Origin of the sequence: Lysinibacillus irui (assembly GCF_028877475.1) — a bacterium.
GTDB lineage: Bacteria > Bacillota > Bacilli > Bacillales_A > Planococcaceae > Lysinibacillus > Lysinibacillus irui.
On sequence record NZ_CP113527.1, the window covers coordinates 3464298 to 3481452 of the forward strand.

The window sequence follows — 17155 nt, forward strand, 5'->3', positions numbered from 1 at the left end:
AGGTGGAACGGATATCCCCCCTCACCCTACCCATCATCTTTTTCTAACAACATAAAACCATGTAGCAAAGAAAATGCTACATGGTTTTTAAGATTAGTGAAAATCTCTTCCATCATACACGGCTGTTACATACCCAGTGCGAATAACAAAGTCTCCAAAATGCTCGCCCTCTAAACGTTCCTTCGCAAAATGTAGAAGAATTGGGCGTAGCTCTGCTAAAATTTCCTCTTCGCCAATATTTTCACGATAGATTTTATTTAAGCGATTGCCTGTAAAGCTAGCACCTAGGTACATATTATATTTTCCTGGCCCTTTACCGATAAAGCCGATTTCCGCCATAGCTGCACGTGAGCAACCATTTGGACAACCAGACATACGAATGACGATCTCGGTTTCATTTAAGCCCGCTTCATCAATAATCTCATCGATTTTAGTAATTAGAGAGGGTAAATAGCGTTCTGCTTCAGCCATCGCTAAACCACATGTCGGTAAAGAAACACAGGCAATAGAATTGCGACGTAAAGCTGAATAATGGGCCCCATCCGTTAGCTTGTATTGTTCAATAATCGTATTTATTTTGTCCTTGTTCTGTGGTGTTACATTACTAATCATTAAATTTTGGTTTGGTGTTAAACGAAAATCACCTGTGTGTACCTTAGCTATTTCTCGTAATCCAGTTAACAACTGATAATCCTCAAAATCTTTTAAACGACCATTTTGAATGAATAATGTATAATGCCAATTGTCATCAGACCCTTTAATCCAGCCAAATTCATCACCTGTACGCTCAAATGTATAGGGGCGAGCCGGCTGAATTTCCCAGCCTAGACGACGAGTTAATTCTTCTTGGAACCATTCAAGTCCTCTTGCATCAATCGTGTATTTAAAACGTGCATTTTTGCGAACAGAGCGATTTCCATAATCACGCTGGATCGTCAGTATTTTTTCTGCTGTTTCTAGCAATTTATCGGGTGTAATAAAGCCAATTACACGAGCAAGCTGTGGATAGGTATCATGATCACCATGTGTCATACCCATTCCTCCGCCAACAGCAATATTAAATCCGATAAGTTCGTTCTTTTCAACAATGGCAATAAGGCCGATATCCTGTGAAAAAACATCTACATCATTACTTGGTGGAATGGCAATTCCAATTTTAAATTTACGTGGTAAATATTGAGCTCCGTAAATCGGTTCAATTTCTTCATCCTGACTATCTACTACCTTTTCTCCATCCAACCATAATTCATGGTATGCACGCGTTCGAGGTAATAAATGCTCACTTAATTTAGCTGACCAATTATATACTTCCTCATGCAATGCAGATTGATTTGGATTCACATTACACATCACATTGCGGTTTACATCTCCACATGCTGCAAGAGAATCCAATAACACTTCATTGATTTCCTGCATATATTTTTTCACATTCCATTTTAAAATGCCGTGTACTTGAAATGCTTGACGTGTTGTTAATTTTAAGGAACCATTCCCATACTTTCTTGCCATTTCATCCATAACAAGCCATTGAGCCGGTGTAGCTGCTCCTCCAGGTGTTCGTACACGAACCATAAATTGATAGGCTGGTTCTAGCTTTTGACGTTGACGCTCATTGCGAAGATCTCGATCATCCTGTAAGTAACTGCCATGGAATTTCATTAGACGATTATCATCCTCAGGAATACCAGAGCTTAATGGATCATTCATCGATTGCTCAAGTGTTCCACGTAGGTAATTACTTTCGGTCTTAATACGTTCTACATCGCTTGGTTTCCCAGGCTGTGGAGGTAATACTATTTTTTCTGACATTCCTTATCGCTCCTTTAATCCATAACACTTCGGTGTTTTCTGACACACCTAAGACCCCGCTTGCTAGCAAAGGTTCACTATAGGTTTTTTAACATGCACGAAATACTGTTAATAAACGTCCCGTTGGTAGCGTTTTTGCTGCTTTAATTCTTTCACAAAGGATTTTGCTTCTTCTGGTGTTTTCTGTCCTTGCTGCTCAATAATTTGATGAATGGTTGCATCGACATCAGCTGCCATTGATTTTTTATCCCCACATACATAAATGACTGCACCCTGCTCAAGCCATTCATAAAAACTTGCTGCATGTTCTTGCAATTTATGTTGAACATATACTTTTTTCTCGGTATCCCGTGAGAAGGCAACATGCATTTGGCTTAATGTGCCAGAAGCAAGCCATCGTTGCCAATCCGTCTGGTAGAGGAAATCCGTGACAAAATGTTGATCACCAAAGATGAGCCAAGCTTTCCCCTCAATGCCTAACTCCTCTCGTTCTTCTAGAAAAGCACGATAAGGAGCAACACCTGTGCCCGCACCAATCATAATAATTGGTGTATCCTCATTTTCTGGTAATCTGAAGTTCGGGTTTTTATGAACATAAATTGGTAAAGTATCGCCGGGTTGAATGCGTTCTGATATACTACCAGAGCAAACACCAAGACGTTGTCTACCATTAGTCTCATAACTTACCTTACTAATCGTTAAATGAACCTCTTCACTATTGGCCTTTTGGCTACTAGCTATGGAATAAAGTCGTGCTGGAATTTTACGGAGCATCTCGACAAATTGCTGAGCACTCCAAGTAAAAGGTGCAAAATCCTCTACTACATCAAGTAAGTCTCTTCCCTCTGCATAGTCCTTCCAAGCATTAGGCTCTTCCAATAGCTTTAAAAACTCAGGATGTTTTGTATAGGCACTAACTTTTTCAAGTAACGGCTTAGATAACACGGTAATTTCTAACTTTTTCTGTAGAGCCTGCTTGATAGTGATTGCTTCATCCAAAACCGTCACCTCGGTTTCTGGATTAAACTCCAGTGCAGTCAATAATGCACTAACTAACTGTTCATCATTCTCCGGTTGAATCCCAATACTATCTCCAGGTTCAAAATGAAAATTAGCGCCCTCAATAGATAATTCAAGATGACGTGTTTCTTTATTAGAGCCGCGACCATTTAAATTAATATTTTCTAACACTTCAGCGTAAAATGGATTTTTTCTTGAATATGTAGAATCTCCTAGACCTTGGTTTTCATTGGTTTGTGTTGCTGTTACTGCTGTCGTCTGTTGCAGAAATTCCTTTTCTACGGCTAAGAACCATTGTGCAGCTGCGTCATCATAATCCACATCACAATCAGTTCGAGGAACAATTCTTTTTGCGCCTAATTTAGCAAATTGTTCATCAAAATCCTTACCAGTCTTACAGAAAAATTCATAGGAGCTATCCCCTAAAGCAAGAACTGAATAGTGTAAATGCTCTAGTTTTGGTGCACGCTTACTATGCAAAAATTCATAGAATTGAATCGCTTGATCTGGTGGATCTCCCTCTCCATGTGTACTGACAATCAGTAAGAGATTGGTGATCTTTTTTAAATTCGTTGCTTTAAATTTCCCTAGGGATGAAATTGTAACATCTACATTCTGGGCTTTTAAAGCTGACGCGTATTTTTCCGCTAATCCTTGACTATTGCCTGTTTGCGAGCCATATAAAATCGTCATTGTTTTTGTAATAGGTTCGACCGCTGGTAATGCATCTTCAACAAGCGCTTCAAGTGTTGCTTGTGGTGCACTTAAATAGCCGTTTAGCCATATTTTCTGTTCGATTGTTAATTTAGGAAGAAGCTCATTTAATAGCTTCACCTGCTCTTCATTAAATGGACTATTTATTACTTGCAATTTCAATCTTTGCCACCTCACGAATTATCATTTAATCCTCTTTCAAAGGTATTATCGAAGTCTTATTTTTTCCTTTTTTTCTATTTGAACCACATAAGAGTTTTGAACAATCAATGTAATTGATCCGTGGTTCACTGTATTTAACATTTGGCGGACATTATCTAATGCTAGATTTACATTTTCTGCCCTTTTATCTACCATTACGAAACACCTTCCTCTTTAACTTGTAGTAATTCATCAATACGTTCCACTAACACCTTTTTTACATTGTCGTCATAGCCTAAGCTTTCACATAACATGATGTTCTTGCTGTCAAAGCCCTGTAATTGTTTGGTAATACTTTGCCGTAATATACCTGTAAATAATAAATAGGGTACGATAAAGACTTGTTGTTGCTCCACTTTTGCTTGTTGAAGCCAGTCTTCAAATGTTGGTCCCATCCCATATAAAAAGCATGTTTCCACTGAATGATAGTTATATTTAGTACGTAACCGCGCGGCAATTTTAGCTAAATCTCTTTTGACGCTTGGATCACTACTCCCACGCCCAATAAGTAAAACACGGGCATTGCGATTAGGTTGCTGTTTTTCTATAATCCTAGCTTGTAAGGTATCAATTAATCGTTCATGGATTCCAAGAGGCTCACCATAAGTGAATTTTACATAAGGATATTGTTTTTGAGCTTTCGCAATTTCTATCGGAATATCTTGCTTTGCGTGTTGGGCAGCCAGGAGCAGAATGGGCACCACAGCAATCGTTGTTGCACCCTTTCGTATACAGCTTTCAATTCCTTCAGCAATTGTTGGTGTTGCAAGCTCTAAAAAGCATATTTCCTGAATAGATACATGGACTGCTTGTTGAACTCCTTGAAGAAATGTTACGGCTTGCTCTACACCTGCCTTGACACGACTACCATGTGCAATATATAAAATAGCCTGCATAAATCCACATCCTTACCCAGTAATTTGGACTGGCTGTGGATGGTTACTCTCAAACCATTGAATGGTTTCTCTTAGTGTCACAACCTTCCCCACTAAAATGATGCTAGGGTTTTGAATATTTTCTAAACGGACATTTTCTTCAATTGTGGCTAAAGTACCCGTAACCGTTTTTTGCTTAGATGAAAAAGTGCCCCAATGAATAACGGCTACAGGTGTTTCTTCATCACGTCCATATTTGAGTAGCTGTTGACGGATGTATGGCAGATTACCAACCCCCATATAAATGGCAATCGTATCGATCCCTTTTGCAAGACTTTCCCAACGTATAGCGTCTTCCTTACCATCTTGCATATGCCCCGTAACCATGGCAAAACTTGAACCTAAATCTCGATGTGTCACAGGAATCCCTGCATAAGCTGGTGCTGCTATACCCGACGTAATACCAGGAACAATTTCAAATGGTATATCATGCTTAGCTAGTACCTCAGCCTCCTCAGCTCCTCTGCCAAAGACAAATGGGTCTCCTCCTTTTAATCGTGTTACGACATAGCCTTGCTGTGCGTAACTGACAAGTGTTTGATTGATATGCTCTTGAATCATGGCATGCTGTTGTGGTAATTTACCGCAAAAAATTAATCTAGCATCTTTCTTTGCGTAGGCTAATAGCTCTTTATTTATGAGTCTGTCATATAAAATGATGTCTGCACATTCAATACAACGTAATCCTTTGACCGTAATGAGGTCAACATCCCCAGGACCTGCACCTACGATATAAACTTTCCCCATTTATTTCACTCCTCTTCTGTACAAGACACATTGCTTTCGAAAAAAACAATTACTGAATCAAGATAAAGAAAAAAGGCCAATATTATTCCTTAGACACAAAAATGTCTATGAACAATAATAGCCTCTAGTTTGCTAGTCAGCCTCGTATTTAATTCTTAGTAATATAATAAGAATAATAAATAATTTAGTATATTCTGTCAACACCAAATTTGCTCCATGTTCAATCAATACAAAAAACCAGTCGCCGATTTTGTAACCGACAACTGGTTGATCTTTTATGTGCTTACCATGGTCTACGATATCTCGGACCTGGTCGAAAATATGGACCTGGCGGATATGGTCGATAGTTTGGATAATATGGATTGTAAGGATATTGATTAAATTGAGAGCCAAGGAAACTTCCTAAAAACCCACCAAAAAACGGTGCACCAAATGGCCAAATAAGACCACCAAATCCTCCTCCTGGGTAACCTCCGAAATTGCGCATATGCTACCTCCCCTTTTTACTCTATCGTATGAAGGAAGACACATCTATCATATGTATAATGCCTAATCTATCGGGATTAGTACCTGTAATCATAAAAAATCAGCGGGAAAACTCCCGCTAATTGATATGGTCTATTATTTTTCTTCGCCTAGACGTTGAACAAAATTCGCAAGCGTACGAACCATAACACCTGTACCGCCTTTTGGTCCTAAATCATGAACAGATACCGCATCAGATGTGCCAGCAATATCTAAGTGAATCCATGGTGTATCACCAACAAATTCTCCTACAAAGCCCCCACCGAAAATCATATGACCATCACGGCCAGGAGAGTTATTTAAATCAGCTACATCTGACTTACGAATTCGTTTTTTATCGTTCTCTGTTAAAGGCATGCGCCAAACAAATTCATCAGTTTCTTTTGCGGCTTCCATAAATGCTTCAAAGAATGCATCATCATTCGCAAGAGCACCTGTTTTATCCATACCTAATGCAGTAATGACGCCGCCTGTTAAAGTAGCAACATCGATAAGTGATGTAGCCCCTTGCTGTTTAGCATATGTAGTCGCATCTGCCAGAACTAAACGTCCTTCTGCATCCGTATTTAACACCTCAACTGTTTTTCCACTATACGTTGTAATGACATCATCTGGTTTAAATGCTGTATCAGAAACCATGTTGTCTGTAGAACCGATAACAGCTACGACGTTTTTATTTGGGCGCAGTTCACCGATAATGTTCATGGCACCAAGTACAGCAGCGGCACCGCCCATATCACCCTTCATACCAACCATCGAGTCTTTTGGTTTTAAAGAATAACCACCAGTATCATATGTTACACCCTTACCAACAAGGCCAATCGGATCTTCAAAATCTTCAGTCGCTTTATATTTTAAGGTAATTAATCGAGGTTCCTCATAAGAGCCTTGGTTAACACTCAAAATACCACCCATGCCTAGTTCCTCTAGTTGGGCTTTACCTAAAATCTCTACTTCAAAGTTGTATTTAACTGCAAGAGATTCTGCATAATTAGCTAAATCCGTTGCTGTTAGTAAGTTTGGCGGTAAATTAATTAAGCTACGAGCTTCATTGACAGCATCTGCATAAATGACACCTACTTCAAAGCTGGCTACTACCTCATCTAAATCCTCTGAGTTTGTTACTAGATGAACAGCATCGATTCGTTTATCTACTTCATTTGATGTTGTTTTGTAATGCGGAATCGAATAATAGCCAAGGCCAATTCCTTCACCCGCTAAAAATGCTACATCTGCTGCAGTAATTGAATCTGTTGTAAACGATTCAAGCCAAATGGAATATTCTTTTACTTTTAAAGCTTTTAATTCTTTTCCAACTAAGCCAAATGCAGCTCGAACATCCCCTTCTGTTAGGTTTTTACGCTCATCCAGTCCTACAAATAAAATACGCTTAAGGTTGGCATGTTCCTTCACAAATGGTAACTTTGTTAGTTTCTTTAATTCAGTTGACACATCTCCTGCACTAATCCACGCATCAAGTGCTTCACCATAAAATGATGAAAAGCTTGTCCAGTCCTGCATTTGTTCACGATGTTTTGTGACTCCCACCACTAATAGTTCAGTAGAAATCGTTTCAAATGTTTTTGCTTCTTTTACAATATGCATGTAAATTCCTCCATTCCATTACTATTATAACGAAGTTTCTGAAAAGCGCGTAATATTTGCCTATATCTTCTTTTAGAAAATAATGAATGTTATAATAAAAGCAATTATTTGTGAAGGTTGTGATGAATTTGAGTTTACTTCAAAATACCCCATTACTAATTGCCCTCTTTGCAGTACTCTTTGCACAGTTTGTCAAAATCCCCATCCATTTTTTAATGACTCGACAAGTAAAATGGAGTCTCTTTACTTCGACAGGTGGTATGCCAAGCTCTCACTCCGCTTCTGTCACTGGACTGGCAACCTCTATAGCTTATGAGACAGGCTTGGATTCCCCCATTTTTGCGGTAGCTGCCATGTTTTCAATTATCGTTATGTACGACGCAAGTGGTGTTCGATACCAGGCAGGGCAACATGCAGCTATCCTCAATCAGCTACGCAAGGATTTCCAAACATTACTACATGATTTAAAAAAATGGCCACAGATGGATGGACAGGAGAAAATGGAGGAATTGAAAACACTATTAGGTCATAAACGAAGTGAGGTATTTTTTGGGGCTCTCACAGGAATTTTTATCGCCATCATAACCTACGAGTTTTTCATATTGTAAACACTCTGACACAGCCTTTAAAAAGGAGCTGTGTTTTTTTCTATAAAAAAAGTATTCCTCCCTCGATTGAAAGAAGAATACTAACCACATTAGAACATTCGGTATCCACTTTTTCGTAAAAAAATCATCACAATGCCCGCCACAATCGAACCTGCAAAACCACCTGATAAAATAGCAATATCTACAAACTGAAGAGCTTGTAATTTATCGATTAACGCTGGAAATGCAGAGCCTGGCTTAAATATATAATCTAAGAAGCTGACTTCATCAACGATAAAGATGACAACAATTGGATACACAATCGCCATTAACCACGTCATACGTAACAGCATATTTAATAAGAATCCGATACCAAAGAACATGACGAAAAATAACAAAATAGAAATGATTAACTGTACTAATGAAACTGGACCATCCATATATGTATAACCTCCGTTTTCCTCTCATTAGTTTACATGATTACGACAACGCTTTCAATGAACATATCCTTGATTTCGCTTGTTCGACATATTTAGGAAAATCACTGATTTATCATCGTCTGCTAACTACGATTAACGTTTGCGGGTGTTCACTCTTCTTCCGCGGGTATTCGCTTCTCTTCCGCGGGTGTTCACTCCTCTTCATCGGGTGTTCACTTCTCTTCCGCGGGTATTCGCTTCTCTTCCGCGGGTGTTCACTTCTCTTCCGCGGGTATTCGCTTCTCCTCCGCGGGTATTCACTTCTCCTCCGCGGGTATTCGCTTCTCTTCCGCGGGTGTTCACTTCTCTTCCGCGGGTATTCACTTCTCTTCCGCGGGTGTTCGGTTCTCTTCCGCGGGTGTTCACTCCTTTCCTTTTTAACTAAAAAAACTATTGAAGACAAATACTTATCTTCAATAGTTCTACTATTACTTTATGAAGTTGATTGGGTTAACAAAAACTTAGGTGATTTCCAAAGCTGGGCCCACTTTTTAATGGCTGTGATGACAATTAATAGACCGAGCATTAGCATAATAACCGATAAAATACCGTTTAACATATTGAAGCCTGCAGCTGCTGGATTCCAATATACATTTTTAATCATCCAGTAGCCGGCAACATTAACAGTGACGTATAAATAAGCCAATGGAATAAAGCATGTCAATGCATAGATTCGCTTATCAGCAACCTTTAATACCATCGTCACCCCACATACTAAACCAATGGCTGCCATTAGCTGATTGGATACTCCGAACAATACCCAGATGGAGCTAATATCGCCTGAATACAATAAATACCCCCACATAAAGCAAGCAAGTGCACTAGCAAAAATTGTTCCTGGCACCCAATTAGTACGCTTTAATGGTTTATAGACATTGCCTCCAAAGTCTTGTATTAAGTAACGAGCTACCCTCGTTCCTGCATCGATTGCAGTTAGAATGAAAACAGCCTCAAACATGATGACAAATTGATAGAAATAAGAAGATAAGTTCGCAAACCATGGAATCCCTGTAAAGATATCCGTCATCCCGACAGCAAGTGTTACAGCTCCGCCTGTGCGCCCTTCTAAGTCCATGCCAATACTTTGTGATAAGGCTTGTAAATGAACAGGCTCCATTCCTAATGTAGCAAACACAGCTGGTGCTGAATTAATCGCAAAATAATCTGCTGGATGAAGTGCCGTTGCAGCAATTAATGCCATTACACCTACTAAAGATTCTACTAACATAGCGCCAAAGCCTACAATACGTATATCTTCCCAACGGTCAATCATTTTAGGCGTTGTACCTGATCCTACAAAAGCATGGAAACCAGAAATGGCACCACAAGCAATTGTGATGGATACAAACGGCCAGACAGGACCTGCTATTACTGGACCACCACCATGAATAAACTCCGTAAATGGTGGGAATTGAATAGCAGGGTTGACGAAGAAGACACCAATAATTAACGCAATGAATACCCCAATTTTCATGAAACTACTTAAATAATCACGTGGAGCTAATAATAGCCACACAGGTAAAGCTGCAGCGAAAAATGCATAGATTGGTAGAATAATCGCTAACGTATCACGATCAAATGTTAAAAATTCACCAAAAGCTGTACCTTGAATAAGCGGTCCTACAAATACACCTATCATTAATAAAATAAAGCCAATAGTTGACGTAACAATTAAATTACCTGTTTTACGATAGGCAATCCCCACGAGCATGGCGATAGGAATAGTAATCCCTACTGCAAATGTTCCCCATGGGTTGCGTTCTAATGCACCTAGCACTACCATCGATAGGCCAGCCATTGTAATCGTAATAATAAATAGCATCGCAAGGCCTGTACAGAAGCCTGCAATAGGACCAAGCTCCTCCTTCATTACTTCCGATAATGATTTACCACCATGACGCATGGAAGCAAATAGCACAACTGCATCATGGACTGCCCCACCAATTACCGCTCCTATTAATAACCAGAGTAGTCCAGGTAAATATCCAAACTGTGCAGCCAAAATTGGTCCAACTAAAGGTCCTGCTGCGGCAATTGCTGCAAAATGATGCCCAAATGTTACCCATTTATTCGTCGGAACATAGTCCTTACCATCTTCCAAAGCGTGGGCGGGTGTGGGCGTATCATCTTTTATTTTGAGCACCTTCTTTGTAAAGAAAATGCCATACAAACGATAGCTGATCATTAAAATACAAATCGAGCCTATCACAATTGTAATCGCATTCATCTCAACACCCCTTTTACTTTTTTTCACATCATAGCAAAGGAATGTCCACATTATTCACAAAATTAATCGAAATGTCAGAAATCAATGTTGAAAGGTAGTATTCTATTGTTGAAATGCAACTATTTTGAGAGGTCGAAAATTTTTCGAACATCCTTCATATACAGCCTACTTACAGGAATTGAATGTCTGTTATGCAAGATTAAATTATATTTAGAATTGCTCCAAGGCTCCAGTTCCACAATATGCTCTAAATTGACTATAAACGCACGGTGGACACGCACAAAGCCTTTTAACGATAGCCTCTTTTCTAAGGCTGCTAATGACTCGGAAGCAAAAAATCTTCCTTGTTCTGTCACCACAACTGTTTTACTATCTTCAGATGTACAATATAAAATATCCTGTACTTTTATTAATAAAATTCGATCATTGATAAAAACTGTTAATTTATCAAGCTTATCCAACTGTGACCCCTTTATTTCTTCCAATGTTTTTACCTGAGCAGCTCGTTTTTTAGCTATTAACTTTTCTACAGCTATTTGTACCCGCTGTGCCTCAAAGGGTTTCAAAATATAATCAAATGCATTCACTTCAAATGCCTGTAATGCATAGTCATCATAGGCCGTAGCAAAAATAATTTCAGGTCTCTGTTCATTTAGCAAAAGCTGTCTGGCTAAATCAAGACCATTATTCATCCCTAATTCAATATCTAAAAATACACAATCTACCTCTTCAAGCTGTGATTCTTTGTAAAACTCCTCTAGATTTTCAGATTCACCACAAACATTGACTAAACCCGTTTGCTCTAACAAATAACGTAGCTCAGCCCTTGCTAATGGTTCATCATCAACAATATATACATTCAATTTCGTCTACTCCCATCTAGTCGCCTTTAACGGCAGTTGAATCATAATTTTTGTTCCTACATCTAACGTACTTGTTATATGAAAATCAGCCTCAGAACCGTAAATTTCATGTATTCGCTGATAAATATTCCATAACGCCGTGCCTGTCCCATGTTCCGATTCCATAATACGTTTGCCCAGTTGTTTCACCTGTTCCTTCCTCATGCCACAGCCATTATCCTCGGTCAATAGCAACAGTTTGTCGTTCACGCGTTGTACTTTGACATAAATTTTGCCTTCCTTACGATTTTTAAAGGCATGGTAAATAGCATTTTCGACGAGTGGCTGTAAGGTAAATGGAGGGATTTGTACATCAAAGAGTGTTTCATCCATTATAAATTCAACTTCATAGCGATTTGGAAACCTTGTTTGCTCAATGGATAAATAAGCTTCAACATGATCAATTTCATTCTTCAATGGAATGAGCATTTGTCGTGCGCCCTGCAGATTGCTTCTAAAAAATGTACTAAGCTTGATTAATAAAGCTCGCGCCTCATCCGCATCTGTTCGAATTAAGCTTGATATAGTATTAAGGCTATTAAAGAAGAAGTGGGGATGGACTTGTGCTTGTAACGCTTTAATTTCAGCATCCTTTAATAATTTCCGTTGTTGTTCACTTTCAGCATATTCAAGCTGTGAGGAGAATAGTCTGCTTAAACCCTCCGCCAATTCCTTCTTTACCCCTGTCAAAGAATCTGCTTTAGTGAAATAAAGCTTCAAGCTTCCTACTGTTCGATGCTGCACCTTCAATGGTAGGACAATGGCAGCACTTAATGGACACCCTTCATGTGGACATTGAATTTCCTGTTCAGATGTAGCCATTAAAATTTTGCCTTCCTCTAATACCCGTTTCGTCAAAGCCGTCATTATTTCACGATGTATTAAATGATGATCCTCACCAACTCCAACATGTGCTAACACGCCATTTTTGTCAGTAATAGCGACCGCATCTACTTTTATTTCTCTTTTAATAATTTCAGCAACCGTTTGGCACGATTCTTCATTTAAGCCTTTTCGAAAATGCTCAATGGTTTGTTGGGCAATAGAAAAAGCCTGATGTGTCTGTAATGCCTTCGTCCGCTCCTCTTCATCAATAAACGTTTTAATAATCATAAAAAACAAAAATATCCCAAAGGCATTCATTAAAATCATAGGCATCGCAATTAATGATACTAACTGCAAGGCCTGTTCAAATGGCTTCGCGACTACTAAAATCACCATCATCTGTATCGTTTCCGCGCAGATTCCAATGATGACAGCTTTCTTATAGGAGAAAGTTTGCCGTATTTTGAAACGTTTACTTAAACCACCTGTAATAAAACCAGCTAGAATCGTCGAAACACCACATGCTATTGCTGTAAAGCCCCCTAGTGTAATACGATGAATACCTGCAATAATACCTACACAAACACCAACAAGAGGTCCACCAAAAATACCCGCAATGGCGACACCGATTAATCTCGTATTGGCAATGGCCTCCTCTGCATTGATCGTACTATGTATCATCTGATTTAAAGGATGGATGGTACCACTTTCAATTTTAATCCCTGTATAACTACTGATAATACATAGGCTACTGAAGATGATAATAAGCCATATTTTTTCCTTCGTTCCTTGCTCCTGAAACAACTTCTCTCGAAACAGTCGCCACCTTGACATTAAAAAGGCAAACACAATGATCAGCCCGACTCGCTCTAACATAAATAAAAATAGCTCCATCAAGGTTCCCTCCTGAAGCCCTATCATTTTTTAAAGAACAATCGATAGGAAGTATAACCAAAAATATCCCCAGGATTAATTCCCTCGATCGCTTCTAATTGATGTTTTTCAAATTGATTGGATGCCATTTCCTTTAACATCACAGAGGTCGTTTCATCTTGTGCTAGTTCCTGTGGATACAACCATTTCGCTTCTAATATTTCTTTTTCCTGAATGGTAACCTGCTGTCGCGCATCTAGCATATGACAATAGAATATGGCCATATTATCACTAATATCATCACGGATAACACCTGTTCTAAATCCAATTAAGCCCGATACTTTACAATCGATTCCAGTTTCTTCTTTGATTTCACGAATGACTGCCTCATCTACTGTTTCACCCGCATTCACAAATCCCGCTGGCAAGGACCAACGCCCCTTCAGTCCACTATACGCCTTTTTAACAACTAACCATTGCCCATGCTCGTTAACTGTAACACCGGATACACCTAACCATATTTTCCCTCGATCTTTTCTCATAACCTTCACCTCTATCTCCCTATTATACCTGCTTGCTTTCAATGGAATGAAGCATTTATTCTGAATTTTACGGCTAATCCACATTAAAAAGGCCTCTTCCATTGAACATCAATGAAAGAAGCTTTTTTATTGTACATCGACTGCTATTTCATCAAAGAGAGACTCGCCGATGTAAACATGTAACTCCCATACCCCAGCTGACGGGAAATCCATTAAAGTAGGAAAATGTGTATCAGCACCATTGTTCGGACTTAACCCAATTTGATTAGAATAAGCCCAAACCTTCCCATTAGAATCTTTTAATATTTTATGTTCTTTTCCCTCTTCATCAATCCCTATAATCTTTAATGGGCCCTCTAGTTCTTCCTTCTTTCCCCAAAAGTGCCACATATACTTATTAGCTTTTCCATGTACAATCGGTTGAACCTCAGACTCTCCTTTCTTTCCTGAACCAATTAAAAAACCAAGCCTTCCTTCTTTTCCAATTAACACATATTCACCTTCAGTCCCATCGTCAAAAGTCACAGGTAGTTTAAAAGTTGGACTGACAGTCATACGCTCATCATCAGAGCATCCCATTAATAGAACAGTGAACAACAATCCCGCAAAAAGCCGCTTCATGCCTAACCTCCTTATTCAAAGTAAATTGGGTCTCTATTATTATTTAAACAAGTTATGAGTTCTCTTTTGAAATTTTCATTTTTAATAAGTATGAATGCTGTCTCCAAATCGAAAAAACCAACCTCTAAACTTTCATTACTTGTTTGACATGTACCACTAATCGGCATTCCGATCCACCACATATTACAGACATTACTCTTTACTTCCTGTGAAACGCCGCAAAATTTTATAATTTCAATATCTATTCCCGTTTCCTCTTTTACTTCTCTAATAACCGCTTCTTTAAACGTTTCATTCTTTTCTACACAACCACCCGGTAACTCCCACCCCCTAATCGGATCTTTCTTTAAAAGGATTTTATTCTGATGATCTACTACTACTGCACCTGAAGTAATTTTAAACAGTTGTATGATTCTCATCTCCTCTATTATTTAGCACATTCCCTCTATAATAAATTACCATATTCCTACCATTATATATGATACCTTGTTACAATTCACAATAGGTATTTTTACTTGCTATAGGAAGGAGATTATAATGATCATTAAAATGAATCATCTAAATATGAAAGACTTTAATAAATCCAACGAGGGTTTCATGGTCTCTGGTAGAATTATACCGACCTTAGAGAATAATGTTTGGAGCTATACAGAAGAAATATTTACTCAACCATACGTTAAGAAGTACGAAGATGATGAAATAGACATCAGTTATATTGAAGATGATAGGAAAGCTGTATTTTTTTATTACGTGGACAACAACTGTGTTGGACAAATAAAGCTCTGTTCGAACTGGAATGGGTATGGACTTATTGAAGATATTGCTGTTAAGAGTGCTTATAGAAAAAATGGTGTTGGAACGGCATTAATCAATCAAGCAATGAAATGGGCTAAGGAAAACAATTTATGTGGACTGATGCTTGAAACACAAGATATTAATGTATCCGCTTGTTATTTTTATGCTAAAAATAATTTTGTTATTGGTGCCGTTGATACAATGCTTTATTCAAACTTTCCATCAGCCAATGAACTAGCAATTTTTTGGTATTATAAATTTTAGATATATTGTTGTTTTGAACAAAAGGACTTGTGTTTAACTAAACAAGGAGGGGCAGTTCATAGTAAAAAACGCTCCCCTCCGTTATTTCAATACGGAAGAAAGCGCAGGTTAGCATTCATATTCAAATATTCGTTAAACCAACGATCAACTCGTTGGTATCATTACGTAAGCATGACATCCTATTGTCTGTTCAATGAATTACTCACAAACCTCAGGTGTACCTTCACGCTTTGCTGTTCTGAAAGACGTACCACAGCCACATGATGCAATGGCATTTGGATTATCGATTGTGAAGCCACCGCCCATTAGCGATTGTTTATAGTCAATTTTTGTTCCCATCAAAATCGGCGCATCTTCACGGGAAACAAGAATTGTTAAACCATGCTGTACATCTTCAAAATCATCTACTTTTTTCTCTTGATCAAAATGCATGCCATAGGATAGCCCGCTACAGCCACCACCATTTACTACTACGCGTAAAAAAGAACCTTGCTCTTCATTATGCTCCATCATTTCATTAATATGAAAGCCAGCAGCTTGTGTAATTTCAATAACTTGCTTTGTACTTGTCATCCCAATCACCTTCCTTCTTACGTATTATCATATCAATTTTGACCATTGTATGACAAACATTCAGCTTCAAGTCGATTTTTAGTCATAATTCTAATATTCTTCACTTTATTAGTTCATTTTATTCATGTTTATAAAAACACCATTGGTATAATAGTTACAATGACTTCTATGCAGGGGGTAATATATATGGAGATTTCACCATATTATGAAAAACAAATTCAGTGTTTGAATTGTAAGAAAGAATTTCCAACGTTAAAAGTTCGCTCTAAGTTTATCAAGGTAGATCATACAGAAACAGATTTCCAGCCAATTTATTCAGATGATGTGAATGCGCTTTATTACAATGTCTTTGTTTGTGAGCATTGCGGCTTTTCCTTTACAGAAGACTTCACAAAATATTTTGCACCAGGTATCCAGGATGTCATACGCACACAAATTACGGAAAAATGGGTGCACCATGATTTCAAAGGTGAACGTACTGTATTTCAGGCGATTCAAGCTTATAAACTTGCCTTTCTCTGTGGCACAATTAAAAAGGAAAAAAATGTAGCAATTGCTGGATTAGCTTTACGACTTGCATGGCTTTATCGTTCTTTGAACAATAGTGGACAAGAGGAACGCTTTATGAAGTTAGCACGTGATCATTATATGGAATCTTACTCAACTGAAGATTATAGCTCCACACAAATGTCAGCTGTTCGTATTATGTATATGATTGCTGAACTATCTAGACGAATAGGGGATATTGAAAATGCCACACGCTTCCTTTCAAGAGTTATTGAAAAGCAAAGCTCAGGTGGCGAAGCAAAAATTATTGATATGGCGAAAGAACAATGGGCTATTATACGTAGGGAAAAAGAACATGCACGTCATGTGTAATAATTAAAAAAGTTCTAGCTGGCGATCAGCTA

Annotated in this window: 18 protein-coding genes; 3 read left to right on the top strand and 15 right to left on the bottom strand. The window is 38.4% G+C overall.

Annotated elements, in window-relative coordinates; all coding sequences use genetic code 11:
- Positions 1–93: 93 nt before the first annotated feature.
- The 7 genes from cysI to OU989_RS17510 form a co-directional block, all read right to left on the bottom strand.
- Complete coding sequence (gene cysI / locus OU989_RS17480; protein WP_274794234.1) at positions 94–1809, bottom strand: assimilatory sulfite reductase (NADPH) hemoprotein subunit; 1716 nt, start codon at positions 1807–1809, stop codon at positions 94–96.
- A 108-nt stretch (positions 1810–1917) separates the two neighbouring features.
- Positions 1918–3705: an assimilatory sulfite reductase (NADPH) flavoprotein subunit gene (locus OU989_RS17485; protein WP_274794235.1), complete on the bottom strand. Its 1788-nt coding sequence runs from the start codon at positions 3703–3705 to the stop codon at positions 1918–1920.
- A 45-nt stretch (positions 3706–3750) separates the two neighbouring features.
- The gene (locus OU989_RS17490) at positions 3751–3900 is read right to left on the bottom strand and encodes a YezD family protein (RefSeq protein WP_274794236.1); all 150 of its coding nucleotides are present in this window, start codon (positions 3898–3900) and stop codon (positions 3751–3753) included.
- On the bottom strand, positions 3900–4640 hold the full coding sequence (locus OU989_RS17495; RefSeq protein ID WP_274794238.1) for a sirohydrochlorin chelatase: 741 nt from the start codon (positions 4638–4640) through the stop codon (positions 3900–3902). Before OU989_RS17495 ends, OU989_RS17490 begins: the two co-directional genes overlap by 1 nt.
- Positions 4641–4652: 12 nt before the next feature.
- Positions 4653–5426, bottom strand: coding sequence for a uroporphyrinogen-III C-methyltransferase (gene cobA / locus OU989_RS17500; protein ID WP_274794239.1), 774 nt, complete (start codon positions 5424–5426; stop codon positions 4653–4655).
- Between the two features lie 283 nt (positions 5427–5709).
- Complete coding sequence (locus OU989_RS17505) at positions 5710–5913, bottom strand: uroporphyrin-III methyltransferase (RefSeq protein ID WP_274794240.1); 204 nt, start codon at positions 5911–5913, stop codon at positions 5710–5712.
- Between the two features lie 134 nt (positions 5914–6047).
- Complete coding sequence (locus tag OU989_RS17510; protein ID WP_274794241.1) at positions 6048–7556, bottom strand: leucyl aminopeptidase; 1509 nt, start codon at positions 7554–7556, stop codon at positions 6048–6050.
- A gap of 122 nt (positions 7557–7678) precedes the next feature.
- Here OU989_RS17510 and OU989_RS17515 point away from each other — a divergent pair, with 122 nt between their 5' ends.
- Positions 7679–8164, top strand: a complete 486-nt coding sequence (locus OU989_RS17515; RefSeq protein ID WP_274794242.1) for a divergent PAP2 family protein — start codon at positions 7679–7681, stop codon at positions 8162–8164.
- Between the two features lie 89 nt (positions 8165–8253).
- Here OU989_RS17515 and OU989_RS17520 read toward each other — a convergent pair whose 3' ends face one another.
- The 7 genes from OU989_RS17520 to OU989_RS17550 all read right to left on the bottom strand — a co-directional run bounded on the left by OU989_RS17520 (position 8254) and on the right by OU989_RS17550 (position 15031).
- Entirely contained in the window at positions 8254–8583 is a 330-nt protein-coding gene (locus OU989_RS17520) for a YuiB family protein (protein WP_025116669.1), read from the bottom strand.
- Between the two features lie 472 nt (positions 8584–9055).
- Positions 9056–10849, bottom strand: a complete 1794-nt coding sequence (locus OU989_RS17525; RefSeq protein WP_274794243.1) for a carbon starvation CstA family protein — start codon at positions 10847–10849, stop codon at positions 9056–9058.
- 119 nt (positions 10850–10968) lie between these two features.
- The gene (locus tag OU989_RS17530) at positions 10969–11712 is read right to left on the bottom strand and encodes a LytR/AlgR family response regulator transcription factor (protein ID WP_274794244.1); all 744 of its coding nucleotides are present in this window, start codon (positions 11710–11712) and stop codon (positions 10969–10971) included.
- Positions 11713–11718: 6 nt separating this feature from the next.
- Positions 11719–13470 carry a sensor histidine kinase gene (locus tag OU989_RS17535; RefSeq protein ID WP_274794245.1) on the bottom strand — a complete coding sequence of 584 codons (1752 nt, stop codon included), beginning with the start codon at positions 13468–13470 and terminating at the stop codon, positions 11719–11721.
- 23 nt (positions 13471–13493) lie between these two features.
- A complete protein-coding gene (locus OU989_RS17540; protein WP_274794246.1) occupies positions 13494–13991 on the bottom strand; it encodes an NUDIX hydrolase in 498 nt (165 codons plus the stop codon).
- A gap of 126 nt (positions 13992–14117) precedes the next feature.
- Complete coding sequence (locus tag OU989_RS17545; protein ID WP_274794247.1) at positions 14118–14612, bottom strand: DUF4871 domain-containing protein; 495 nt, start codon at positions 14610–14612, stop codon at positions 14118–14120.
- 11 nt (positions 14613–14623) lie between these two features.
- On the bottom strand, positions 14624–15031 hold the full coding sequence (locus OU989_RS17550; RefSeq protein WP_274794248.1) for an NUDIX hydrolase: 408 nt from the start codon (positions 15029–15031) through the stop codon (positions 14624–14626).
- A 118-nt stretch (positions 15032–15149) separates the two neighbouring features.
- Here OU989_RS17550 and OU989_RS17555 point away from each other — a divergent pair, with 118 nt between their 5' ends.
- Positions 15150–15671, top strand: coding sequence for a GNAT family N-acetyltransferase (locus OU989_RS17555; protein ID WP_274794249.1), 522 nt, complete (start codon positions 15150–15152; stop codon positions 15669–15671).
- A 198-nt stretch (positions 15672–15869) separates the two neighbouring features.
- On the opposite strand, the gene OU989_RS17560 is transcribed toward OU989_RS17555, so the two are convergent.
- Positions 15870–16244, bottom strand: a complete 375-nt coding sequence (locus OU989_RS17560) for a HesB/IscA family protein (RefSeq protein ID WP_274794250.1) — start codon at positions 16242–16244, stop codon at positions 15870–15872.
- 186 nt (positions 16245–16430) lie between these two features.
- Here OU989_RS17560 and OU989_RS17565 point away from each other — a divergent pair, with 186 nt between their 5' ends.
- Positions 16431–17123, top strand: coding sequence for a DUF2225 domain-containing protein (locus OU989_RS17565; RefSeq protein WP_274794251.1), 693 nt, complete (start codon positions 16431–16433; stop codon positions 17121–17123).
- The last annotated feature ends 32 nt before the right edge of the window (positions 17124–17155 follow it).